This window comes from Pseudomonas sp. DW-iso3 (assembly GCF_058725305.1).
The window spans coordinates 21310-44708 of the sequence record NZ_JBZXDZ010000004.1 but is presented as its reverse complement, the minus strand read 5'-3'; the positions used below and the strand labels follow the sequence as shown (position 1 = coordinate 44708).

Annotated in this window: 24 protein-coding genes; 15 read left to right on the top strand and 9 right to left on the bottom strand. The window is 61.8% G+C overall.

Annotated features, from left to right (window positions below):
- Positions 1-4 precede the first annotated feature (4 nt).
- Positions 5-256, bottom strand: a complete 252-nt coding sequence (locus AC4PS7_RS12415) for a hypothetical protein (RefSeq protein ID WP_010211334.1) — start codon at positions 254-256, stop codon at positions 5-7.
- Between the two features lie 134 nt (positions 257-390).
- Here AC4PS7_RS12415 and nhaR point away from each other — a divergent pair, with 134 nt between their 5' ends.
- A complete protein-coding gene (gene nhaR, locus AC4PS7_RS12410) occupies positions 391-1293 on the top strand; it encodes a transcriptional activator NhaR (RefSeq protein ID WP_010211336.1) in 903 nt (300 codons plus the stop codon).
- Between the two features lie 4 nt (positions 1294-1297).
- Here nhaR and AC4PS7_RS12405 read toward each other — a convergent pair whose 3' ends face one another.
- Entirely contained in the window at positions 1298-2455 is a 1158-nt protein-coding gene (locus AC4PS7_RS12405) for an MFS transporter (protein WP_492179440.1), read from the bottom strand.
- 226 nt (positions 2456-2681) lie between these two features.
- On the opposite strand from AC4PS7_RS12405, the gene sstT reads away from it, so the two are divergent.
- Positions 2682-3902 (top strand): serine/threonine transporter SstT, encoded by a 1221-nt coding sequence (gene sstT / locus AC4PS7_RS12400; protein WP_021492028.1) that lies wholly within the window; start codon positions 2682-2684, stop codon positions 3900-3902.
- Between the two features lie 69 nt (positions 3903-3971).
- Here sstT and AC4PS7_RS12395 read toward each other — a convergent pair whose 3' ends face one another.
- Complete coding sequence (locus tag AC4PS7_RS12395; RefSeq protein WP_010211342.1) at positions 3972-4481, bottom strand: DUF1993 domain-containing protein; 510 nt, start codon at positions 4479-4481, stop codon at positions 3972-3974.
- A gap of 115 nt (positions 4482-4596) precedes the next feature.
- Here AC4PS7_RS12395 and AC4PS7_RS12390 point away from each other — a divergent pair, with 115 nt between their 5' ends.
- A complete protein-coding gene (locus tag AC4PS7_RS12390; RefSeq protein WP_010211343.1) occupies positions 4597-5244 on the top strand; it encodes a YceH family protein in 648 nt (215 codons plus the stop codon).
- A gap of 57 nt (positions 5245-5301) precedes the next feature.
- Here AC4PS7_RS12390 and AC4PS7_RS12385 read toward each other — a convergent pair whose 3' ends face one another.
- The gene (locus AC4PS7_RS12385; protein ID WP_021492029.1) at positions 5302-6120 is read right to left on the bottom strand and encodes a shikimate 5-dehydrogenase; all 819 of its coding nucleotides are present in this window, start codon (positions 6118-6120) and stop codon (positions 5302-5304) included.
- Positions 6121-6276: 156 nt separating this feature from the next.
- On the opposite strand from AC4PS7_RS12385, the gene AC4PS7_RS12380 reads away from it, so the two are divergent.
- From AC4PS7_RS12380 to AC4PS7_RS12370, 3 genes are all read left to right on the top strand, one after another.
- On the top strand, positions 6277-6651 hold the full coding sequence (locus tag AC4PS7_RS12380; protein WP_021492030.1) for a hypothetical protein: 375 nt from the start codon (positions 6277-6279) through the stop codon (positions 6649-6651).
- Between the two features lie 225 nt (positions 6652-6876).
- Positions 6877-7071: a hypothetical protein gene (locus tag AC4PS7_RS12375; protein ID WP_010211349.1), complete on the top strand. Its 195-nt coding sequence runs from the start codon at positions 6877-6879 to the stop codon at positions 7069-7071.
- Between the two features lie 91 nt (positions 7072-7162).
- Positions 7163-7333, top strand: a complete 171-nt coding sequence (locus AC4PS7_RS12370; protein ID WP_010211350.1) for a hypothetical protein — start codon at positions 7163-7165, stop codon at positions 7331-7333.
- On the opposite strand, the gene AC4PS7_RS12365 is transcribed toward AC4PS7_RS12370, so the two are convergent.
- A complete protein-coding gene (locus AC4PS7_RS12365; RefSeq protein ID WP_010211353.1) occupies positions 7330-8397 on the bottom strand; it encodes an AI-2E family transporter in 1068 nt (355 codons plus the stop codon). The two genes, AC4PS7_RS12370 and AC4PS7_RS12365, sit on opposite strands and share 4 nt — an antisense overlap.
- 226 nt (positions 8398-8623) lie before the next feature.
- Between AC4PS7_RS12365 and AC4PS7_RS12360 the strand changes: the two genes are divergently transcribed.
- The 6 genes from AC4PS7_RS12360 to AC4PS7_RS12335 all read left to right on the top strand — a co-directional run bounded on the left by AC4PS7_RS12360 (position 8624) and on the right by AC4PS7_RS12335 (position 13925).
- Entirely contained in the window at positions 8624-9403 is a 780-nt protein-coding gene (locus AC4PS7_RS12360) for a creatininase family protein (RefSeq protein WP_021492031.1), read from the top strand.
- A gap of 79 nt (positions 9404-9482) precedes the next feature.
- The gene (locus tag AC4PS7_RS12355) at positions 9483-9854 is read left to right on the top strand and encodes an RNA polymerase sigma factor (RefSeq protein ID WP_010211357.1); all 372 of its coding nucleotides are present in this window, start codon (positions 9483-9485) and stop codon (positions 9852-9854) included.
- Between the two features lie 35 nt (positions 9855-9889).
- Positions 9890-10306 carry an Ohr family peroxiredoxin gene (locus tag AC4PS7_RS12350; protein WP_021492032.1) on the top strand — a complete coding sequence of 139 codons (417 nt, stop codon included), beginning with the start codon at positions 9890-9892 and terminating at the stop codon, positions 10304-10306.
- Between the two features lie 96 nt (positions 10307-10402).
- Entirely contained in the window at positions 10403-11836 is a 1434-nt protein-coding gene (locus AC4PS7_RS12345) for a catalase (RefSeq protein ID WP_010211359.1), read from the top strand.
- 5 nt (positions 11837-11841) lie between these two features.
- Positions 11842-12582 carry a response regulator gene (locus AC4PS7_RS12340; RefSeq protein ID WP_010211361.1) on the top strand — a complete coding sequence of 247 codons (741 nt, stop codon included), beginning with the start codon at positions 11842-11844 and terminating at the stop codon, positions 12580-12582.
- Entirely contained in the window at positions 12579-13925 is a 1347-nt protein-coding gene (locus AC4PS7_RS12335) for a sensor histidine kinase (RefSeq protein WP_010211363.1), read from the top strand. The genes AC4PS7_RS12340 and AC4PS7_RS12335 overlap by 4 nt, the downstream gene beginning before the upstream one ends.
- On the opposite strand, the gene AC4PS7_RS12330 is transcribed toward AC4PS7_RS12335, so the two are convergent.
- Positions 13896-14711 (bottom strand): AraC family transcriptional regulator, encoded by an 816-nt coding sequence (locus AC4PS7_RS12330; protein WP_010211364.1) that lies wholly within the window; start codon positions 14709-14711, stop codon positions 13896-13898. The genes AC4PS7_RS12335 and AC4PS7_RS12330 overlap by 30 nt on opposite strands.
- Positions 14712-14816: 105 nt before the next feature.
- Here AC4PS7_RS12330 and AC4PS7_RS12325 point away from each other — a divergent pair, with 105 nt between their 5' ends.
- Both AC4PS7_RS12325 and AC4PS7_RS12320 read left to right on the top strand, forming a co-directional pair.
- On the top strand, positions 14817-16031 hold the full coding sequence (locus AC4PS7_RS12325; RefSeq protein ID WP_492179439.1) for an MFS transporter: 1215 nt from the start codon (positions 14817-14819) through the stop codon (positions 16029-16031).
- A 90-nt stretch (positions 16032-16121) separates the two neighbouring features.
- Complete coding sequence (locus tag AC4PS7_RS12320; protein WP_010211366.1) at positions 16122-18992, top strand: ATP-binding protein; 2871 nt, start codon at positions 16122-16124, stop codon at positions 18990-18992.
- Positions 18993-18999: 7 nt separating this feature from the next.
- Here the strand turns inward: AC4PS7_RS12320 and AC4PS7_RS12315 are convergent, their stop codons facing one another.
- A complete protein-coding gene (locus AC4PS7_RS12315) occupies positions 19000-20292 on the bottom strand; it encodes an epoxide hydrolase family protein (RefSeq protein ID WP_010211367.1) in 1293 nt (430 codons plus the stop codon).
- A 173-nt stretch (positions 20293-20465) separates the two neighbouring features.
- Between AC4PS7_RS12315 and AC4PS7_RS12310 the strand changes: the two genes are divergently transcribed.
- The gene (locus AC4PS7_RS12310; RefSeq protein ID WP_010211368.1) at positions 20466-21692 is read left to right on the top strand and encodes an MFS transporter; all 1227 of its coding nucleotides are present in this window, start codon (positions 20466-20468) and stop codon (positions 21690-21692) included.
- On the opposite strand, the gene AC4PS7_RS12305 is transcribed toward AC4PS7_RS12310, so the two are convergent.
- Complete coding sequence (locus tag AC4PS7_RS12305; protein WP_010211369.1) at positions 21673-22644, bottom strand: quinone oxidoreductase family protein; 972 nt, start codon at positions 22642-22644, stop codon at positions 21673-21675. The genes AC4PS7_RS12310 and AC4PS7_RS12305 overlap by 20 nt on opposite strands.
- A gap of 147 nt (positions 22645-22791) precedes the next feature.
- Positions 22792-23208, bottom strand: a complete 417-nt coding sequence (locus AC4PS7_RS12300) for an organic hydroperoxide resistance protein (protein ID WP_305437301.1) — start codon at positions 23206-23208, stop codon at positions 22792-22794.
- Positions 23209-23399: the final 191 nt, after the last annotated feature.

Genomic DNA, 23399 nt, shown 5'->3' with positions numbered 1-23399 from the left:
AAAATTAGGCTTCTTTGCTGTTCGATTCTGTTTCTTTCTCTTCCTGATCATCCTTCTTCTGTGGGTTGATCAGGCCATTTGTCGCTTCACTCAATGCCTGCTCGGCCGCCTTATGCGTGTCATCGATGGCTTGCTTGGCCGATTCGGTGGCCTTGCCCAGCACCTGCTGCGCGCTTTTTTCGACCTGATCGCAGCCGCTGATCACCACCAATGAAAGCGCAAGCAACGATGCCGCGCCCAGGGAATTGAGTTTCATGATGTCTTCCTCGTTAGAACCATTGGGTCCAGATAGTGGCCCCGCGATAGCGAGGCATTCTATGCAGGTGAACAGTTCAGGAAAATTCGTATTTTTCTCGCGTATACTTCGATTTTTACGAAGTGATGATCGCCATGCTCAATTACCGACAACTGCACTATTTTTGGGTGGTGGCCAAGACTGGCAGCATCGTGCGTGCGTGTGAGCAGCTTAACCTCACGCCCCAGACCATCAGCGGGCAGATTAGCCTGTTGGAACAAACCTTTGGTATAGCGCTGTTTCAGCGCGTCGGCCGTCAACTGGAATTGACTGAAGCCGGACGCCAGGCCCTGCCCTATGCCGAGCAGATGTTCCAGACCGGCAATGAATTGGAGGCCATGCTGCGCGCGCAGCCCAATGAACAGCAGATCCTGTTCCGCGTCGGCGTGGCGGATGTGGTGCCCAAGTCCATCGTCTACCGGCTGATTGCGCCGACCATGGAGTTGAGCGAGGCGATCCGCATTACCTGCCGCGAAGACAAGCTCGAACGCCTGCTGGCCGACCTGGCCATCCAGCGCCTGGACCTGGTGATTTCCGACAGCCCCATGCCGACACACTTGGACATCAAGGGCTACAGCCAGAAGTTGGGCGAGTGTGGCATCAGCTTTTTCGCCACCCAGGCGTTGGCTGACACATACGGCGGGGATTTCCCACAATGCCTGCACGGCGCGCCACTATTGATTCCAGGGGCGGAAACCGTGGTCCGCAGTCGTTTGCAGCGCTGGTTTGCCGAACAGCAGATCCAACCAAAAATCATCGGTGAATTCGACGACAGCGCCTTGATGCAGGCATTCGGCCAATCCGGCAGCGGGATCTTTATCGCCCCCAGCGTGATTGCCGATGAAGTGGTGCGCCAGTACGGCGTGGCGCTGATTGGCCAGACCGTGGCGGTGACCGAGTCGTTCTACGCGATCTCGGTGGAACGCAAGGTCAAGCACCCCGGCATCGTGGCGATTACCGAAGGCGCTCGACGGGAGTTGTTCACCACCCTGCCCTGACGGCTCAGGCCTGGGAGGCGACCGGTTGCTTGGCGGTCATCAGCCACAACGCCAGCAGGATCGACACGAGGATAAACCCGGACGCGGCAAAGCCCAGGCTGCCCAAGCCGAGGGTGTCGATCACATGGCCACCCACCATGGCGCCCAGGCCGATTCCCAGGTTGGCCCCGGCGATGTTGAGTGACGCCGCAAATGCCGGTGCATGAGGCGCGGCCTTCATCAAGCGCACATGGCTGACCAGAAACATCGCCGCCTGGGTCACGCCCCACACGGCCATCGCCGCCGCCAGGCCAATGGTGGAATGGATCGCTGGCACCAGCGCGACCATGCCCGCAATCATGAAGCCACAGAACACCATCGACGCGATCAACGGATGGCGATCCACCGCACGCCCGCCCAACGAATTGCCAATCAGCCCGACGGCACCGAAGCCCATCAGGCACCAGCCCACCAACGTACCGTCGAAACCGGCCAGGCGCTCCAGGATGTCCGCTAAGTAGGTGTATGCCGTGAACATGCCGCTGAACACGAAAATCGACAGCAGGATATGCCCCTGCATCAGCGGGTTACGCAGGATCTTGAACTGCGAGCGCAACGTCACTTCATCATTCTTGGGCTGGGTCACCGGCAGGTAGATAAACAGCAGCAAGGCCTTGGCCAACGCCACCACCGCGAGGATGGCAAACGCGGCGCGCCAGCCGAACATATCGGCAATCAAGGTACCCACCGGAATGCCGAAGACCGTGGCGCAGACGATACCAAAGCCGATCTTCTCGATGGCACGCCCGGCGAATTCCGGGCCGACGATGTCCACCGCCGTCTCGCTGGCCAACGCCCAGAACACCGGCAGCCCCAGCGCCGGGATCAACCGCGCCAATGCCATCACCCAGATATTCGGTGCCAGCGCCGCCACCGTATTGGCCACGCCGAACAGGATCAGGATGCTGATGAACAGCCGTTTGCGTGGGAAACGCGCGCAATAGGCTGTCAGAAACGGACCAAAGGCCGCCACGGTAAACGCGAACAAGGTCACCAGCAGCCCAGCCTGGGACACACTCACATTCAGGTCCCGCGCGATGGAGGGCAGCAGGCCGACAATGACGAATTCCGTGGTCAGCACCGTAAAGCCGGCGGCTGACAGCAGCAGGATGGGAAACAACATGAAAACTCCAGAAACGACGACATCAACGACAGCCCGAAGGGCCCGCTGACGGAAGGAAAGATGAGAGGACGGAATCTTAACAGGATTTTGCAAAGACTGGGACGGGCGGGTGACGCAATGCCGCACAGGCGAGGACATTTCCTACAGCGTGCTAGACTTCGCGATCCGCGTCCTACAGCCATTTCTGCGTACGCCGCTGTGCCTCCAAAAACTAGAGACAAGTGTTATGACTGCTGCCCCATCCCTCCTGCAACGACTGGCGCGCGTCAGCCTGGTCACGCAAATCGTCATCGGCCTGATCGCCGGCATCCTGCTCGCCCTGCTGCTGCCCGAGGCGGCCAAGGCCACCGGGTTTATCGGCAAGGTGTTCGTCACGGCGCTCAAAGCCGTGGCACCGATCCTGGTGTTTGTGCTGGTGATGGCGTCGATCGCCAACCATAAGCACGGCCAGGAAACCCATATCAAGCCGATCCTGTTCCTGTACCTGCTGGGCACCTTTGCTGCCGCCGTCGTCGCGGTAATTGCCAGCATGTGGTTCCCCTCCTCGCTGGTGCTGGCAACCCATGATGCAACGGTCAGCGCACCGGGCGGCATTGGTGAGGTGTTGCAAAGCCTGCTGTTGAGCGTGGTGGACAACCCGGTCAGCGCGCTGATGAACGCCAACTTCATCGGCATCCTGGCCTGGGCCATCGGTATGGGCGTAGCCATCCGTCATGCCGGCGAGACCACGCGCACCGTACTCGACGACCTGTCCAATGGCGTCACGCTGATCGTGCGTGTGGTGATCCGCTTTGCGCCGTTGGGCATTTTCGGCCTGGTAGCCTCGACCCTGGCCACTTCCGGCTTTGGCGCGCTGCTCGGCTACGCCCACCTGCTGGTGGTGCTGATCGGCTGCATGTTGTTCGTGGCGCTGGTGGTCAACCCGGCCATTGTGTTCTGGAAACTGCGCCGCAATCCGTATCCATTGGTGCTGATGTGCCTGCGTGAAAGCGGTATCACCGCGTTCTTCACCCGCAGTTCGGCGGCGAACATCCCGGTCAACCTGGCCTTGAGCAAACGCCTGGGCCTGCATGAAGACACCTACTCGGTGTCGATCCCACTCGGTGCCACCATCAACATGGCCGGTGCTGCGATCACCATCACCGTGCTGACCCTGGCCGCCGTGCACACCTTGGGCATCGCCGTCGACCTGCCAACTGCCGTGCTGCTCAGTGTGGTCGCGGCCATCTGCGCCTGCGGTGCTTCCGGCGTGGCGGGCGGCTCGCTGTTGCTGATCCCGCTGGCGTGCAGCTTGTTTGGCATTCCCAGTGACATCGCCATGCAAGTAGTCGCCGTGGGTTTCATCATCGGTGTGCTACAGGATTCGGCGGAAACCGCGCTGAACTCGTCCACCGATGTACTGTTCACTGCCGCCGCTTGCCTGGGCAAGGAAGAACAGCCGGCTTAATCGCCAGCCACAAAAAAGCCCGGGGCCGTTCACTGAAGAACGACCCCGGGCTTTTTTGTGGCTGGATGCTTAGAAAGCGCCCATGTAGTCGCGCTTGCCCACTTCCACGCCATTGTGACGCAGCAGAGCGTAGGCGGTGGTGACGTGGAAGAAGAACTGCGGCAGGCCGTAGGTCAGCAGGTAGGACTGGCCGCTGAAGCGCTTTTCTTTCGGCGTGCCTGGGCGAGTGATGATCTCGATGCCTTCCTTGCCGTCGATCTGCTCGGGCTTGATGGTGTCGACAAAGGCCAACACTTTGGCGATCAGGGCTTGCAGGTCGGCAAAGGTGACTTCGGTATCTTCATATTTCGGCACTTCGATCTCTGCCAGGCGTGCGGAAACGCCCTTGGCGAAGTCGACAGCGATCTGCACCTGGCGAACCAGTTGGAACATGTCCGGGAACAGGCGTGCCTGCAGCAAGGCGTTCGGCTCGATGTTCTTGGCGGTGGCGTGGGCTTCGGCTTTGGTCAACACACCGCTCAGGGCGGTGAGCATTTGCTTGAAGACCGGGATGGAGGCGGCGTACAGGGAAATAGTCATGGCAGTCTCTGGGTAATGTCACGGTTTGAACCAGCGGCGATTATAGACATGCCGGGCGCTTGTCTTTTATTTTTTCCGGCTTACGCTAGTGAGCTCACTGCATAGGGAAAGCGCGATGACCGCCGAGCACGACACCGAGACCCCTGAGCCGCGCCTGAACAGCACGGAAATCCGCATCCTGGGCTGCCTGATCGAAAAACAGGCGACCAACCCGGAAACCTATCCCCTGACCCTCAATGCCCTGGTACTGGCCTGCAACCAGAAGACCAGTCGCGAACCCGTCATGAACCTCAGTCAGGGCCAGGTCGGCCAAAGCCTGCGCGCATTGGAGGGCCAGGGTTTTACCCGCCTGGTGATGGGCAGCCGCGCCGACCGTTGGGAGCATCGCGTAGACAAGGCGCTGGAACTGGTGCCAGCCCAGGTCATCCTGATTGGCTTGTTATTCCTGCGAGGGCCGCAGACGGTCAACGAACTGCTCACCCGCAGCGGGCGCATGCATGATTTTGAAGATACTGAGCAGGTGGTGCACCAGCTTGAGCGTTTGATTGCGCGAGGGTTGGCGCTGCTGGTGCCGCGTCAGGCCGGGCAACGGGAAGATCGGTATACCCATGCGCTGGGTGACCCGGCGGACATCGAGACGATTATTGCGGCGCGGGGTAGCCCGGCAGAGCGTGGGGTTGGGGTTTCCGTGGACCGGATTGAAGAGCTGGAAGCGCGGATTGCAGCGTTGGAAGAGCGGTTGGCGTTACTGGAACAGGCCTAAAACAGTCAACGTGTGGGAGCGGGCTTGCTCGCTCCCACGTTCGTTCCAGGCAAGGCTTCAGTTTCGGGCGAAGGCCACTGCCGCCTGAAACTGCTCATCGGTCGGCCGCACGCCGGTATAGAGCACAAACTGCTCCAGCGCTTGGATGGCAATGACTTCCAAGCCGGTAATCACCCGCTTGCCCTGGGCCCTTCCACGCACGATCAATGGTGTTTCCGAGGGGATCGCAACCACATCGAACACAGTCTCCGCGACATCCACCGCATCAGCGTCAAACGCCAACGCGTCTGCCTCAGCCCCGCCGGTCATGCCGATGGGCGTCACGTTGATCAGCATCTGCGGACGCATATCCGCCAATTCGGCTCGCCACGCATATCCGAGGTTATGCGCCAGCGCCCGGCCTGCTGCTTCGTTGCGCGCAACGATTACGCCATTGGCGTAACCACCGTCACGCAAGGCACTGGCCACGGCCTTGGCCATACCGCCGCTGCCACGCAGAGCGAAGGTCGAGTCCTTAGGCACGGCGTGCTTCTTCAGCAGTTGCTCGATGGCGATGTAGTCGGTGTTATAGGCCTTGAGGTGCCCGTCGGTGTTGACGATGGTGTTCAGGGAGTCGATGGCTTGAACCGAATCGTCCAGTTCATCCACTAAGGCAATGGCAGCCTCCTTGAAGGGCATGGAAACCCCGCAACCCCGTACGCCCAGCGCGCGGATACCACCGATCGCGCCGGGCAAATCCTGGCTGCTGAAGGCTTTATAGTAGAAGTTCAGACCCAACTGCTCGTACAGGTGGTTATGAAACCGCAGGCCGAAATTCCCGGGGCGCGCCGACAGAGACATGCACAGTTGGGTGTCCTTGTTGGGGTGCATCTGCATGGATAACTCCTTTGAGTAAGCAATTGGATACAGACCTTACACAACCTTTACCTAGCGGCTGTGCTGTTTTTCAGAAATACGTTGTCTTAAAAGTATCCCCGCGACATTACTTGAGTCTATTGATTGCAGACCACAAGCGCTGGGGCTAACCGAGGAATGACCATGATTCGTACAATCCCCAAGATCGCCTTGCTGGTTGGCGCACTCGCGATGGCAGGCCAAGCCTCCGCCCATGGTGGTGGTTGGGGTGGCCCGGCCGTATTGGGTGCTTTAGTCGGCGCAGCCGTCGTGGGCTCCGTGGTTGCAAGCCAGCCGCGTGACGTCTACGTGCAGCAGCCGGTGTATGTGCAACCGCAGCCGGTGTACGCCGCGCCGCCGCCGGTCTACTACGCACCGCCGCCACCGGTGTATGTGCAACAGCAGGTTTATTATCGTCCGGCGCCGGTGTATTACGGCCCACCGCGTGGCTATTACGGTCCACCACGCGGCTACTACGGCCCTCCCCACGGCTATTACGGTCGCGGCTGGTAAGCGGATCGTCTGAAACAGGCCTCGCCGGATTGCGGGGCCTTTTTTTGCCTGGAAAGTCCGGATTCATGCCGTCAAGGTCGCTCTGAGGACAATGCCCGGTGCGCAATCGCACATCATCGACACCAATGTCTACTTGCTCGAACCGGCCTTGCGCTGTCATGTTTGTGTCACGACAGCCTTCCACTATCGATCCTGTCCACCCAATAACAACAAGGACGACTGACCATGCCCACGCAAAACCCGCACCGCACCGCTGGCCTCTGCACATCCAGCAAAGTCTACAGCGCCCTCACCGAACTCAAGCACCTGGAGGGCCACCGCAGCGCCAAATTCCTCGCGCTGCTGGCGGAAAACCTGGTGCGCAAGGGTCTGCTCAGCGAGCAGGAAGTGGTGAACATGCTCGATCAAGTGGTGGACTGACGTCTCGCGTCGATGTCGACTATCGAGCCAGGTGATTTTTCCTAGATCAGCCTGCCCCGTACAGTGACCTCCATAGCAATCGGAGGTCCTTATGGCCACTATTCAGATCATGTCCGTCATCGGCAGCGCCGTCCCCGCCCCTCTTCGCCAGCTGGGCTTGCTCGCCTGCTGGTACCTGGTTCGCGATGGCGAAGCCATCAGTGGTCCTTTTATAAGCAGCCGTGAAGCAGCTGCAAGCCTCAAGCTTGAAGCTGCCTTTTAGGGCAACGGCAACTTGACTCGCGGCTTGCTCTCCACGAACAACGCCCAACTGGACATGAACAAGGCCGCCACCAGCGGCCCGATCACGAAGCCGTTCAAGCCAAAGACCGACAAACCGCCCAGGGTCGAGATCAGGATCAGGTAATCCGGCATCTTGGTGTCCTTGCCCACCAGGATCGGCCGCAACACATTGTCCACCAGGCCGATCACAAACACGCCAAACAGCGCCAGCACCACGCCCTGCCAGATTGCGCCGCTCAATAAGAAGTAGGCGGCTACCGGCCCCCAGACAATCCCCGCGCCCACCGCCGGCAACAACGACAGAAACGCCATCAGTACCGCCCAGAGCAATGCACTGGGAATATCCAGGAACCAGAAGATCAACCCGCCGAGCGCACCCTGGGTCACGGCCACCAGCACGTTGCCCTTGACCGTGGCACGCACCACCCGATTGAACTTGAGTTGCAACCGGCGCTTTTGCGGTTCGGCCAACGGCACCGCGGTGCGCACCTTACGTACCAGTTCAGGGCCATCGCGCAGCAGGAAATACAGCAGATACAACATGATGAAAAAGCTCACCAGGAAATCAAACGTACCCTGGCCGAAGCTGAATGCCTGAGTGGCAAAGAACTGACTGCCTTGCATTGCGCTCTTGACGATTTTCTCGCGCAACCCTTCAAGGTTGCCCATGCCGAAACGGTCCAGCAGGTGCTGGAAGTACGGCGGCAACACATTCTTGAACTGCTCGATATACCCGGCCACGTCCAGCTTGCCGCTTTCGATGTTCTTGTAGAGCGTCGCGCCCTCTTGCACCAGCAAGGCGCTGGTGATGATCACCGGCAGGATCGCGATGATCAGGCAGGCACTCAAGGTGGCCAGGGAAGTGAGGTTGCGGTTCCAGCCAAAGCGCTGCTGCAGGCGCCGCTGCATCGGGGCAAAGATGATGCCGAGGATCACCGCCCAGAACACCGCGCCGTAGAACGGCAGCAATATCCAGATAAACGCGATGGTCACCAGGCCCAGCAACAACAGCAGGGTCTTGAATTGCAGATTGGTTTGATTCATGTCCGGTCCATGTCAGAAAAGCAGAGGTCCCTTGTAGACCCTGTTGCTTAGTCCGCAGCGAAACCTGGGAGTGCCCTCGGTTATTGAACAAGCATAGACCGACGCGCAACGTCTTGACCGACACCATCGTGCAATGTCCGCAGCTACTGCCCCGTGATGAGATTGGCGCGCACTCCCGATACTCCATCACGCTCCCACGGGGGCCCTGTCGAACAGAGAGGCCATCATGCTTTTACACATGTCTACCTGGGCTGAAATCGAGCAATTTCTTGAGCGCAGCCGCACCATCGTGATCCCCATCGGTTCTAACGAGCAGCACGGGCCAATCGGTCTGCTGGGCACCGACTGGATGTGTCCGCAGATCATTGCCCATCAGGCGCAGGAGTCCGCCGATATCCTGATCGCTCCCACCTTCAATATCGGCATGGCACAGCATCACCTAGGCTTTGCCGGCACCATCACACTGCGCCCATCGACATTCATCGCGGCCATCGAGGACTGGACACGCTCCCTGGTCACCCACGGCTTCGAGAAGATCTTCTTTCTCAACGGCCATGGCGGCAACATCGCCTCGATCGAGGCGGCGTTTTCGCAACTGTATGCACACGCCAGTTTCGCCAGGCAGCCTGCCGGGTTCGCCTTGAAATTGAGCAACTGGTGGGACCTGGAAGGCGTGGGCGCATTGGCCAACCGACAGTTCCCCACCGGCCACGGTATCCACGCCACGCCGTCGGAGATCGCCGTGACCCAATGGGCCTACCCGGAGTCGATCAAGTCGGCGGCCTATACGCCGCAAATCGCCAATTCCGGACCAATTCGCGAAGCCCATGATTTTCGCTCACGCTTCCCCGACGGTCGCATGGGCTCGGACCCGGGCCAGGCGAGCGTGGAAAAAGGCGGTGAACTGGTCAAGCTGGCCGCAGAGAGTCTGGTACGCGAGCTGGAGGCATTTAGCCGCGAATCGGCACCACTCGGCCCGGTGAGCGCTTCGACTAACAACTGCTAACACCGCCTAACTGGCGACCCACACGGCCAGGCATCACTCTTGAATCTCACCACCGTCAGCATTCAAGAGGGATGCAACCATGACCGAAGGGTATCGCGGCAACTGTCTGTGCAAGGTGAGCCGCCTCGGAAATGAAGGGCTGTGCACATTGATGGCGCAGGTGCTCAACGGTGACCCAGGCGCCGTGCGGCGGCTAGCGGGCGACGTGACGCCGCTGTTGGTGGCCTTTTATGAAGGCCAGGCGCAGGCCGGGCGCATCCACCATGAAAACGTCGAATGCCTGGCGCGCGAGGCGTTTCTGGCGGTGCTGCAATACGCTGCAGATTACAACGCTGCCACGCCCTTTCGCGCCTGGCTGCTTCATATCGCCCGCACTACGCTGCTGGGTAATCTGCCAGCCAATAGTGTCGCGCCTCTGTTGAATTCGCCACACATCCAGTGGGCAATATAACCCCCAACACCGTCGATTCTTCCCAGGACATGCCCATGCTGAGCATCGAAAAAACGCTGTATTCCGGCCACACGTTCACCACAGGCGGTCGAGAGGGCGCAGGGCGCAGCGAGGATGGCCAGCTTGATATCAAACTCTCCCCGCCGGGCGCCCCCGGCAGCGGTACTAACCCCGAACAACTGTTTGCGGTGTGCTGGTCGGCGTCGTTCCTGGCCACACTGCGCCATGCCTGCAATGCCCGCAAGATCCTGTTTCCGTTAGCGGCGGCGATCGATGCCCAGGTCGACCTGCTGCACGGCGAACAGGGGTTCTTCCTGCAGGCGCGTATCAGCGTTTCGTTGCCCGAGATCGAACCCCAGATTGCCCTGCAACTGATTGAAGCGGCCCGCCAGAACTGTCCCTATTCCAAAGCCACACGCCGCAACATCGACGTCACCTTCACCCTGAACTGAGGTTCAGTGACTCGATACCTACGTGCAATCGCCGCGCACTGAGTGGTCTGGTTTGATGCCCCCTGACACAACAACCAGCGACAAGGGGATTTGAGCATGAAAAAACTAACGACAGCCGCCGGCGCACCCGTAGTCGACAACAACCATTCGCAAACCGCCGGCCCCCGCGGCCCTGTGTTGCTGCAGGACGTCTGGCTGCTGGAAAAACTGGCGCACTTCGACCGTGAAGTCATCCCCGAACGCCGCATGCACGCCAAGGGCTCCGGTGCGTTTGGCCGTTTTACCGTCACCCATGACATCAGCCGGTTCACCAAGGCTGACCTGTTTTCCCACGTCGGCAAGACCACGGATATCTTCGTGCGTTTTTCCACCGTAGCCGGCGAGCGCGGCGCCGCCGATGCCGAGCGGGACATCCGTGGCTTCGCCATCAAGTTCTACACCGAGCAAGGCAACTGGGACCTGGTGGGCAACAACACTCCGGTGTTTTTCCTGCGCGACCCCTTGAAATTTCCCGACCTCAACCACGCCGTCAAGCGTGACCCGCGCACCAACATGCGCAGCGCGCGCAACAACTGGGATTTCTGGACCCTGCTGCCCGAAGCCCTGCACCAGGTCACGATTGTGATGAGTGACCGAGGGTTGCCGCAGTCCTATCGGCATATGCACGGTTTTGGCAGCCATACCTTCAGCTTTATCAGCCCGACCAACGAGCGCTTCTGGGTGAAATTCACCTGGAAAACCGCGCAAGGCATCCACAACCTCACTGACGAACAGGCCAGCCAAGTGGTCGGCGACGACCGTGAAAGCGCCCAGCGTGACCTGTACACCAGCATCGAAGAAGGCCGCTTCCCGCGATGGAAACTCCACGTGCAAATCATGCCGGAAGCAGAGGCCGGCACCTATCCGATCAACCCTTTCGACCTGACAAAAGTCTGGCCACATCGGGATTATCCGCTGATCGAAGTGGGCGTTCTGGAGCTCAATCGCAACCCCGACAACTACTTCGTCGACGTCGAACAAGCCGCCTTCAACCCCGCCAACGTGGTGCCGGGCATCAGCTTCTCACCAGACAAAATGCTGCAGGCGCGCCTGTTTGCCTACGGTGATGCGCAGCGCTACCGCGTCGGCGTGAACCACCATCAGATCCCGGTGAATGCGCCGCGTTGCCCGGTCAACAGCTACCACCGCGACGGGCAGATGCGCACCGACCACAATGCCGGCAGCACCCTCGGCTACGAACCCAACAGCCACGCGCAATGGATGGAGCAGCCCGACTTTCGCGAACCACCGCTGGCCCTGCAAGGCAGTGCTGCGCACTGGAACCATCGGGAAGACACTGACTATTTTTCCCAGCCCGGTGCGCTGTTCCGCTTGATGAGCGCAGCCCAGCAACACGCCTTGTTCGCCAACACCGCGCGTTCCATCCAGGGTGCAAGCTCCCAGGCCAAAGAGCGTCATATCCAGCACTGCACACAAGCCGATCCTGCCTATGGCGCGGGTGTTGCCCGCGCCATCGAACTCTTAGGGTGAGCCAGATGGACCATATCGATCACATTATGATTGTCGACGACGATCGTGAGATCCGGGAGCTCGTCGGCAATTACCTGAAGAAAAATGGCTTGCGTACCACGGTGGCCGCGGACGGTCGGCAAATGCGCGCCCTGCTCGACTCCACAGCGGTGGACCTGATCGTGCTCGACATCATGATGCCGGGCGACGATGGGCTGGTGCTGTGCCGCGAGTTGCGCGCGGGCAAACACAAAGCCACGCCGATCCTGATGCTGACCGCACGCAACGACGAAACCGACCGCATCATCGGCCTGGAAATGGGCGCCGACGATTACCTGGTCAAACCCTTCGCCGCCCGCGAGCTGCTGGCACGCATCAACGCCGTATTGCGCCGCACCCGTTCGCTGCCTCCCAACCTGGTCGTCAGCGAGGCCAGCCGTCTGCTGGCCTTCGGCAAATGGCGGTTGGACACCACCGCGCGCCACTTGATGGACGCCCAGGGCACTGTCGTCAACCTGAGTGGAGGCGAGTACCGCCTGTTACGGGTATTTGTCGACCATCCTCAGCGTGTGCTGAGTCGCGATCAATTGCTCAACCTCACCCAGGGCCGCGATGCCGACCTGTTCGACCGTTCAATCGACTTGTTGGTCAGCCGCCTGCGCCAGCGCCTGCTGGATGACGCGCGTGACCCGGCCTACGTCAAGACGGTACGCAGCGAAGGCTATGTGTTCACCTACCCGGTGGAGATTCTGGGAGAAGCATCATGAAACGGCTGCGCTGGCCGCGCTCCCTGGCCTCGCGCCTGACGCTGATCTTTCTGACCAGCCTGGTGATCGCCCACGGACTGTCCTTCGGGTTGCAGTTTTATGAGCGCTACCAGAGCGCCATGTCGCTGATGCTGGGCAACTTCGAACAGGACATCAGCACCTCAGTGGCCATGCTCGAACGCCTGCCTGCCGAAGAGCGCAATGCCTGGCTGCCACGCTTCGAACATGCCACCTACCGCTACCAACTGGATGACGGCCAGCCCGGCCAGCCGATGGACATGGCCACTGCACCCGCCTCGGTACATTCGATGGAGGCCATCCTCGGCCAGGACTACGGCCTGACCTTCAACACCATCCCCGACAAGCGCCCGCATTATCAAGCACACCTGCACCTGCGCGATGGCACGCCGCTGACCATTGATGTGCGCCCGCAAGTCTCACCGCTGTCGCCATGGCTGCCGCTGTTACTGGGGGTGCAGCTGTTGCTGCTGCTCGGCTGCACCCTGCTGGCGGTGCGCACCGCGATTGAACCGCTGACCCGTCTGGCCAATGCGGTTGATCGCCTGGACCCCAACGGCGGCGGCGCACGCCTGGATGAAAAGGGCCCCACCGAGGTGGCGTACGCTGCCGTGGCCTTCAATACCTTGCAGGAACGGATCGCCACCCACATCAAGGAACGCATGCAACTGCTCGCGGCGATTTCCCACGACTTGCAAACCCCGATCACCCGCATGAAGCTGCGTGCCGAGTTAATGGAAGAGTCGCTGGAACGGGAAAAACTCTGGAACGACCTCAGTGAGATGCAGCACCTGGTCCAGGAAGGCGTGGCCTATGCACGCAGCATGGACGGCACCGTCGAAGCCAGTCGCCGGGTGGACTTGCATTCGTTTCTTGACAGCCTGGTGTTTGACTATCAGGACGTCGGCAAACAGGTGATGCTCACCGCGCCCACCGGCACCGTCATCGACACCCGCCCCCACGCACTGCGCCGGGTGTTGGTGAACCTGGTGGACAACGCGCTGAAGTTTGGCAGCGAAGTCACGGTCAACGTCGAGCGCCACGCCGACGAGCATCTGTCGATCCAGATCCTTGACCGTGGCCCCGGCATTCCCGAGGCGCAACTGCCCGACGTGGTCAAGCCGTTCTATCGCGTCGAAAGCTCACGCAACCGCACCACCGGCGGCACCGGGCTGGGCCTGGCGATCGCACAGCAGCTGGCGCAGACCCTGCAAGGCGGCTTGACCCTGTACAACCGCGACGGCGGCGGGTTGTGCGCGCAGTTAATGCTCCCTCACTGCCAGTCACCCTCGCCGTCAGTCGCGGACCAGAAAGTCGCGCGGTGAAACGCCGATCGCCCGTCGAAACATCGCACTGAAGGCACTCGCACTCACATAGCCCAGGTCCTGGGCGATCCGGCCGATGGGTTCGCCATTCTCCAGCCGCTCCAGGGCACAGGCCAGGCGAACCTGCTGGACCCACTGGCGGTAGGTCAGGCCGGTTTCCTTGAGGAACAAGCGGATCAGCGTGCGTGAGCTGGCGCCGACCTGGTCGGCCCAATACTCCACCCGATGGGTTTGCCCAGGTGCTTCAAGAATCGCGCGGCACACCACCAGCAACCGACGGTCGACGGGCCACGGAATCTGCAACGGCAAGGTGCGCGCGGCGGCCAGCTCGCTGAGGATCAGCGCCACCACATGGCTATTGCGACCTTCGAGTTCATACTCGATCGGCTCATTGGCCAACACCAGAATCAGCTCGCGCAGCAGCAGCGAAACATCGACGATCCGGCACCTGTCGCCGAAACCGGCGGCCGCGTCGGCCTGGATGTAGATCGAGCGCATCTGCACCGGCGTCAGCATCAGTTGATCGTGTTCTTCTTCGGCGGGAATCCACAGCGCCCGTTTGGGTGGCAAGAACCACAGGCTACCCTGGGCGACCGCGCGCATCACCCCACTGACCGCATACAACAACTGGCCGTGACGATGGGTGTGCGGTGCGTTATAGGCGCCGGCCGCCTGGTTACGGACGAGGGCCATGAGTACACGCGGCACGTCCTGGTAATCCAGGTAGTCCTCACTGCGTCCGTTCAGCTCGACGGGTTTACCGACGGTGCGGGCATCTTGCTTCATCGTGGGCTCTTCGCAATGTCACTTTGTCGATATAAGCTGGCATTTGTCGATTCTTGCACATTGCTACGATCGGTTCGACTTCAACGACCCGAAGAGCCCGTCGACATGACCTCCTCCGACAAGCACAGCCTCGCAGCCGTCATCGGCCTGCTGGTGCTGTCCATCGCCCTGCGCCCGGCCATTGTGTCCATCGGGCCGATCCTGCTGTTGATCCAGAACCATTATGGCCTGAGCTTTACCCAGGCGGCGTTGCTGACGTCGATCCCGGACGTCTGCATGGGGGTGCTCGCCCTGCTTGCACCTGGCTTGAGCCGGCGCTTTGGTTCGCACCGGTGCATGATCGCCGCCCTGCTGCTGATCGGCGTTGCGTGCCTGCTGCGGGCAGTCTCACCGAATGCCGCGTTCCTGCTGCTGACCACCTTTGTGATCAGTGTGGGCATTGCCATCGCCGGCGCGTTGATGGGGGGCTGGATCAAAACCCACTTCGCCCACCGGCCCGCGTTTTTCATGGGCATTTACGCCGCAGGCTTAAGTGTCGGGGCCACCCTTTCTGCGCTGTTCACGGCGCCCATCACCGAACTCACCCACAGCTGGCGCGTGGGGGCCGGCCTATGGAGCCTGTTGAGCGTCACGGCGGTGATCAGTTGGGTGTGGATGGCCAGGCGTTTCACGGCCGGAGCCCCCAGGCTGGCACCTCCACCGGCCCAGTCGATCCGGCTGCCGTGGCGCACGCCTCAGGCATGGCTGGTGGCGCTGTACTTCGGTGCCAGCCAATTTGTGGTTTACGCCCTTTTTTCCTGGTTGGCACCGGCGTCCACGGAAACGGCTGTCACCCATCTGTCCGCCGGCACCTTGCTGGGGCTGTTCACCGCCGTGTTCGCCGTCGCCAGCGTGGGCGCAGGTCTGATCCGTGGCAAGGCCCATGACCGTCGCGGCCTGCTGGCCGCCTGCACACTGATCGCGTTATTGGGCACCGCCGGCATGGCGTTTGCGCCGATGGCCTGGCCAACCCTGTACGTGTTGCTGGTGGCGATCGGCCTGGGCATGTCGTTTACCGTGGGCATGACGCTGCCCCTGGACAATGCCTCCTGCCCTGCCCAAGCCGGTGCATGGACGGTATTCATGCTGTTTATCGGCTACCTGGTGGCCGCTTTGGGCCCGCTGTGTTTCGGTACATTACGGGACCACACCGGCAACTACAGCCTGGCCTACGACATGCTGTTTGCCGTGCTGGTCTTCATGCTGTGCCTGACACCGGTGCTCAAACCGGCCCGGACCGACGCCCCCGCGCCACAGGCGGCTGAGGCTGTACGGACTTGAACGAACGCCGGGATCTCCTATCATGCTCAGACCGCTACAGGGTTCCACCCCCGTTGAATACACCCTCACCTTTTCGAGAGCTCGATAACCGTGGAGTCCGCACCTGACGCCCTGCATGACGCCGCGAGCCTGGATTTTGCCTTCGGGCCATTTCGCGTGGTTCCGGGTAAACGCCTGCTCACGAAAGACGGCACCGCGCTCGACATCGGCGGGCGCGCGTTCGACCTGCTGATCGCCCTGCTCGAACGCCCAGGGCGCGTGGTGTCCAAGCGTGAACTGATCAACCTGGTGTGGCCCGACATCATTGTCGAGGAAGGCAGCCTGCGTTTTCACATGACCGGGCTGCGCCGGATTCTGGGCGATGGCGAAGACGGTGCGCGCTATATCAACACCCAGGTCGGCGTTGGCTACGCGTTCGTCGCACCAATCGAGCGCGCTGCGCGGCCCTTGCCTGCGCCGCACAGCCTCCATCGTGGGGCCAACGGCGTCGGTCGCCTGCCGCCGCGCCCCAGCCTGATCGGGCGCAACGCGGATGTGGCGCTGGTGATGGAGCGACTGCGACAGCCCAAGCTGTTTACCATCGTCGGCCCAGGCGGCGTGGGCAAGACCAGCCTGGCCGTGGAAACCGGTCACTGCCGCGCAGAGGATGACGCCGTGCACTTCGTCGACCTGGCCCAGGTCGAGGGTGCGGACTTGGTACCCATCGCCCTCGCCAGCTCACTGGGCATTGCGGTGCAGGCCGAAGAACCGATGCAGGTGCTGCTCGCCCATCTGCGTTCGCAGCGGTTGCTGCTGATCCTCGACAACTGCGAACACCTGATCGATGCGGTCTGCGCCATCGTTGAACAGATCCAGGACGCGGCACCCGGAGTGACCCTCCTGGCCACCAGTCGCGAACCCCTGCGGGCACGCGGCGAGCACGTGTATCGGCTCAACCCGCTGGCCTTTCCCAGCGAGTTGCAGGACTTGAGCGTTGAACAACTGCTGGGATTTCCCGCCGTGCAACTGTTTGTCGAACGCGTCTGCTCCAGCAACGCCGCGCTGGCCCTGGCCCCCGGCGACGCGCGCCTGATTGCCGACATGTGCCAACGCCTGGAAGGCATGGCGCTGCCCATCGAGTTGGCGGCGGTGCGCGTCGCGGTGCATGGCGTACATGCCACTCATGCCCTGCTCGGCGAACGCTTTTCCCTGGGCTGGGCCGGCCGGCGGACTGCACTGCCGCGGCATCAGACGCTGCGGGCGATGCTGGATTGGAGTTATGACCTGCTCTCGGCCAATGAACGCCTGGTGTTCGATCGGCTGGCCGTATTTGTCGGCCCATTTTCCCTGGAGGCGGCCTCGCACATCGCCGCCGACGATTGGATCGACCCCATCAGCGTCGCCGCTACCCTGGATGAACTGGCCGCCAAGGGCTTGGTGACCGTGAACCGCAGCAGCGCCACGGCGTCTTACCGTTTGCTGGAAATGACCCGCGCCTATGCGCGGGAAAAACTCCAGGTGCGCGGCCCGTCAGAGGTACACGCCCTGGCCTTCCGACATGCGGCCCACCACATGGAACAGCTCAAGCACCTGGGCGAGACGCCTCATGCCATCTTCGCCAGTTCCGCGCGGCTGGGCTGCCAGTTGGGCAATATCCGCAGCGCGCTGGAATGGAGTTTCGGCCCCCAGGGCGACCCCGGCCTGGCACTGCCGCTGGCGGCGGCGAGCGCGCAACTGTTCCTGCATTTTTCCCTGTTGGTGGAATGCCGCACCTGGTGCACTCGCGCCACCGAGTTGCTGGAACTCGGCTATTTCGGCACGCCTACCGAAATGGAATTACAGGCCGCCCTGGGCCTGGTGCTGATGTTCACCAAGGGCAATAGCGCTGCAGCGGAAAAAGCCCTGTTACGCGCCCTGGACATTGCCGTCAGCCTTGGCGAACACCGCTCGCAACTGCGCCTGCTGGGGCGATTGCAGATCTTCTACGAACGCATTGGTGATTTTAAGGCATCCCTGGTATGGGCCGAACGTGCCGTGGAGATCGGCGCGGTGATCGGCAAACCGGACGCCATCGCCGTGGCCGCCTCCCTGGCGGGAATCTGTTATCACTTGCTGGGTAACCAGCCATTGGCGCGCCAGACACTGGAACACTCTCTGCGCAACAGCTTGCCATCGCAGCGCAGTCTTACCATTCACTATGGTTTCGACCATCGCAACCGCACCGGCCTGGCCCTGGCGCGCACGCTGTGGCTGATGGGCTTTCCCGATCAGGCCAGGCACGGCGCCCGGCAGGTCGAAACCGAAGCCGCCGCGCTGGACCATGCAACCACCTATTGCATTGCGCTGGTCTGGACCCTGCAGATTTACATCTGGACCGGAGACCTGGACACAGCCGCCGAGCGCCTGCACACCTTCAAGTCCATTGCCGAGGCCAACGCCTTCGGCCCTTATATCGCTGCGGCCACGGGCTTCGGCGCGGCGGTCGCCATCCGGGCTGGCCGGCCCGGAAATGCGGTCGCCGTCCTTGAAGAAACCCTGGCCCGTCTGCACGGCATGCGCTACGAATTGCTGACCACCTCTTTCGAGATGGCACTGGCCGAGGGCTTGATACTGGCCGGGCAATTTGAACAGGCATTGGCACAAGTGGAGGCGACCATCGAACACTGCCGACGCAGCGGCGATGCCTTTCCCCTGCCGGAACTGCTGCGCATCCAGGCCAGCATCCATAAGGCGCAAGTGCCCGGCGACAACAAGCGGCCTGAGGCATTGCTGCAAGCATCCTTGAGCTTGAGCCAGCAGCAAGGCTCGCGCAGCTGGGCATTGCGCAGCGCCATCGACCTGGCAGCGCTGTGGCAGGCGCAAGGTCGCGACAGTGAAGCCCAGTACTTGCTGGGCCAACACCGTGAGCAGTTTTCGGAAGGTTTCGATACCCATGACCTGCGCTTGCTGCAGGCGCGCCTGGACGATGCTCAACACGCCTGAGAAAGCCTCAGGGCTTGGCCGCCGGACGCAACGGCCGGAAGGCTTCGCGCAGTTCCTCGCTGAACAGTTGCGGCTGTTCCCAGGCGGCGAAATGCCCGCCTTTGCTGACCTGACTATAGTAGGACAGCGATGGATAGGCGCGCTGCGCCCAGGATTTGGGGGCCTGGTAGATTTCGTGGGGGAACACGGTAATGCCGACAGGAACCTTGATGGTGTCGGTCTTCTGCGCCGCGGCGCTGAAGTTATTGTTGTTGTTCTCCCAGTAGAACCGCGAGGACGCCGCACCGCTGTTGGTCAACCAATACAGGCTGATGTCGTCGAGCATTTCATCGCGACTGAGCACACGCTCGGGCTTGCCATCACTGTCGGTCCAGGCGGCGAATTTCTCGTACATCCAGGCGGCCGTACCGGCCGCAGAATCAGCCAGCAGATAGCCGATGGTTTGTGGACGAGTGACCATCATCGCGCCATACGCCGCGTTGCGCCCGAAGAAGGTGCTCAGCGCGTTGTAGGCCGTGCGCTCAGGTTCGGTCAGGGTGGCGGGCGCCGGTTCGCCGCTGTTGATCGGCTTGACCAGTTCGGGCGGCACCGTGGCCGGCATGTTCAGGTGGATGCCGAGCAAACCGGGGGGCGACAGGCGACCCAACGCGTCGGAGATCACCGAGCCATGGTCGCCGCCCTGGGACACGTAATGGCTGTAGCCCAGGCGTTTCATCAGCACATCCCAGGCCTTGGCGACCCGGTCCGGGCCCCAGCCCAGCTCGGTGGGCTTGCCGGAGAAACCGTGGCCGGGGATCGAGGGGATCACCACGTCGAACGAATCTTCGATGCGGCCGCCGTAGGCGACCGGGTCGGTCAGCGGGCCGATGGTCTTGAGGAATTCAAATTGAGAACCCGGCCAACCATGGGTAAGAATCAGCGGCAGCGCGTTCGGATTGCGCGAGCGCACATGAATGAATTGAATGTCGACGCCGTCGATGGTGGTGATGAATTCAGGCAGCGCATTGAGCCTGGCTTCAGCCTTGCGCCAGTCGTAGCCATTGCCCCAGTACTTGACCAGCGCCTGCACCTGCGCCAATTGCACGCCCTGGGAGGTGTCGTTGACGGTTTCCTTGTCGGGCCAGCGGGTGGCGGCGATGCGTTTGTGCAGGTCGGCCAGTTGTGCTTCATCAACGTGAATACGGTAAGGACGGATGGCGTCGGAGGCGGCCCACGCGGCCTGGCTGCCGGCGAGCAGCGCCAGGCCGAGCAACGAGGCCCGGCAGCGAAGCCGCAGGTAAAGGGACGAAGCTGCAAGCATGATGAATCTCCTGTCGTGGCACTGCGCCCTGGTGGCGGGTGCGAGGCAGATCAGACCACCGGGGTTTACAGCAGACGATTGCACGTAGGTGTCGGTCGATACCTTTGTATGACTTGCCAGCTGGGTCGCTCGATGCTGCCATCCACCCTCGATAAACACGGGACCCAAAGCCAATGAGTCGGCAGGCAATCAGCGCGGCAACACCGAGCATTTCGTCGCGGCGCGCGGCGTGGACCGTGGTAGGGCTGTGCTTGCTGTTCAATGTGATCGATGGCCTGGATGCAATGGCCATGGCGTTCACGGCCAGCCGCGTGGCCGCGCAGTGGTCATTGGGTGCGGCGCAAGTCGGCCTGCTGCTCAGTGCCAGTCTGGTGGGCATGGCCTGCGGCTCGTTGGGTATCGCGCCTATGGCCAACCGGCATGGGCGCCGCCGTGTGTTACTGGCGGGCCTGATGCTCAGTGGCGTGGCCATGGTGCTGAGTTTCTGGAGCCAGGGGTATTGCACGTTGCTGTGCATGCGCTTGCTCACAGGTATGGGCGTGGGCGCGGTGTTGGTCGGCGCCAATGTACTGACCCACGACCATGCGCCGCCCAGGTATCGTAACCTGGCGATCGCCTTGCAATCGGTGGCCTTTGCATTGGGCGCCACCTTGGGCGGCGTACTGGCCCATCAGCTCAACGACAGCCTCGGCTGGCGGTACGTGTTCCTGGCGGGGGGCTGCCTGACGCTGTTGGTTGGCTTCGTCGGCATGCTCTGGTTACGCGAGTCTACGTCGCGGCTGGCACTGACGGCCGGGCGTCCGGGCCTTGGCTATCGCGACCTGTTCAGCCAAGGGCGCTGGCCATCGACCTGCGCGTTGGCTTGCGTAGGTTTCTTGCTGATGTTCGGGTTTTATTTTGTGATGAGCTGGACCCCCATGCTGCTGACCCACAGCGGTTTTTCCGCACGCCATGGCATCACCGGCGGCATGTTGCTCACGGTCGGCGGTATGTTCGGCGCATTACTGCTGGGCTTGGGTGCAAATCGCTGGGGCTGCAACCGGTTGTTGTGCATGTGCCTGCTGCTCAACGCCGTAATGATGCTGCTGATGGTAACGGCCACGCGCATACCGATACTGGCCATTGCCACGGGGTTCACGGCCGGGCTGTTGCTCTACGCCGCCATTGCGGCGCTGTTTGTGCTGGCGCCCCAGGCGTTCGCCAGCCCTGAACGTACGCGCGGCGTGGGCGTGGTGCTGGCCACTGGCAGGCTGGGTGCAATTGTGTCGCCCACCTTCGCCGGCGTACTGCTCGACGCCCAGTGGCGTCCCCAGGATCTGTTCACTGTCTACGCGGGCAGCCAGTTGCTGGCTGCCCTGCTGATCTGGCGCAGCCACCGGGCTACGCCTGAGGCAGGATAATCAGCTTGCCGGTGCTGCGGCGCGACTCAATATCCCGATGAGCCTGGTGCGCCTGCGCCAACGCATAACGCTGGCCGATGTTCACGTTGAGCCTTCCGGTGCGCACCCAGGTGAACAGCTGCTGTGCATGTGCCAGCAAGGTCTCGCGACTCCGCACATGGTGCATCACCACCGGGTAGGTCAGCTTGATGCTGCGCGGGACAGAAAAGATATCGATCGGCGCGATCGGGTCCATGAACGGACCGAACAGCGCCAAGGTGCCGAAGTAATCCAGCAGATTGAGCGATTCGCTGAAACCTTCGTTGCCGGTGCCGTCGTACACCACATTCACCGCGTGTTTGCCCACCAGGCGTTCGACCTGGCCGGCGATATGCCCGGCGCGCCCGATCACCACATAATCGGCACCGGCGGCCAGTACGCTGTCGACCTTGTCGGCATGGGAAACACGGCCAATCACCTGGCCGCCGAGCAGCTTGACCATCTGCGTCAGCATCAGCCCCACCCCCCCCGCCGCGGCATGGATGAACGCCACGTCACCCTTCTGGATGGCATGCACTTCAAACACCAGGTTGCTGGCGGTAAGGCCCTGCATCATCAGGCTGGCGGCGGTTTCGAAGCCGATGTCTTCGGGCAATGGCACCAATTGGCTGACCGGTGCGATCACCTGTTGCGCATAACTGCCTGGCACGTAATACCAGGCCACACGATCGCCGGGTGCCACGTCTGTAACACCGGGCCCGATGGCCAGAACCACCCCAGCGCCCTCCGCGCCCAGCGTCAGCGGCAACGGGCTGGCGGCGCCGAGGCCTCGGCGCGCGCCGGTATCCATGAAATTCACCCCGGCGGCCATGACCTGGACCAGTGCCTGCCCAGGCCCCGGTCGGGCCAGTGAAACCTCTTGCACGGCCAAGACCTCAGGGCCACCAAATGCGTTGATCACCACAGCTTTCATCGTGTTCACAGCCTTCAACTCCGTCAGCGTCGAATGACGCCGAACCTGCCGCAATGCTGCGCAGCGCGTGTATCTGCGGCATGTCGGCAGAGCGGCGGTTTTGAATGGCTGTGTACTCTCAGGCGCGCTGGATACAGTGGCTTACATTCAAGCCAGGTTAAGCACCACGTCGATGTTGCCACGCACCGCCTTGGAGTACGGGCACGTCTGGTGGGCTCTTTCAATCAGCGCCAACGCAACGTGGCGTTCCAGCCCCGGCAGGCTGACGTTCAAGCGAGCCCGCAGGAAGTAGGCATCGCCTTCCAGGCACAAATCGACTTCAGCGTCGATGGCCACGTCAGCCGGCAGTTCGACCTTCAACGCGCGCGCCGCCAACCCCAGGGCGCCGTCGAAACACGCCGACCAGCCGGCGGCGAAGAGTTGCTCGGGGTTGGTGCCGCTGCCTTTGGAACCCGGCAGGGAATGGAGGATATCCAGGCGCCCGTCGTCGCTGCGTGAGGTGCCCCCGTCGCGCGCACCAATGGTGTGGACTTTGGCGGTGTAGAGTACTTTTTTGGCGGTCATGGCAGAGTTCCAGGAAATTGAGAAATACGCACTCGGGATGCGCGGCTCAATCAGAACAGAACCCGTGCCCGCGATCGATAACACGATGGTATCGTCCGCCTGCCCCGCCGGCATGGGCAGGCGATACCTAAGTATGATGGGCGAACAGCCACCCACAGGGCATTCTCTGCGCACGGCGCCTGACACTAGAG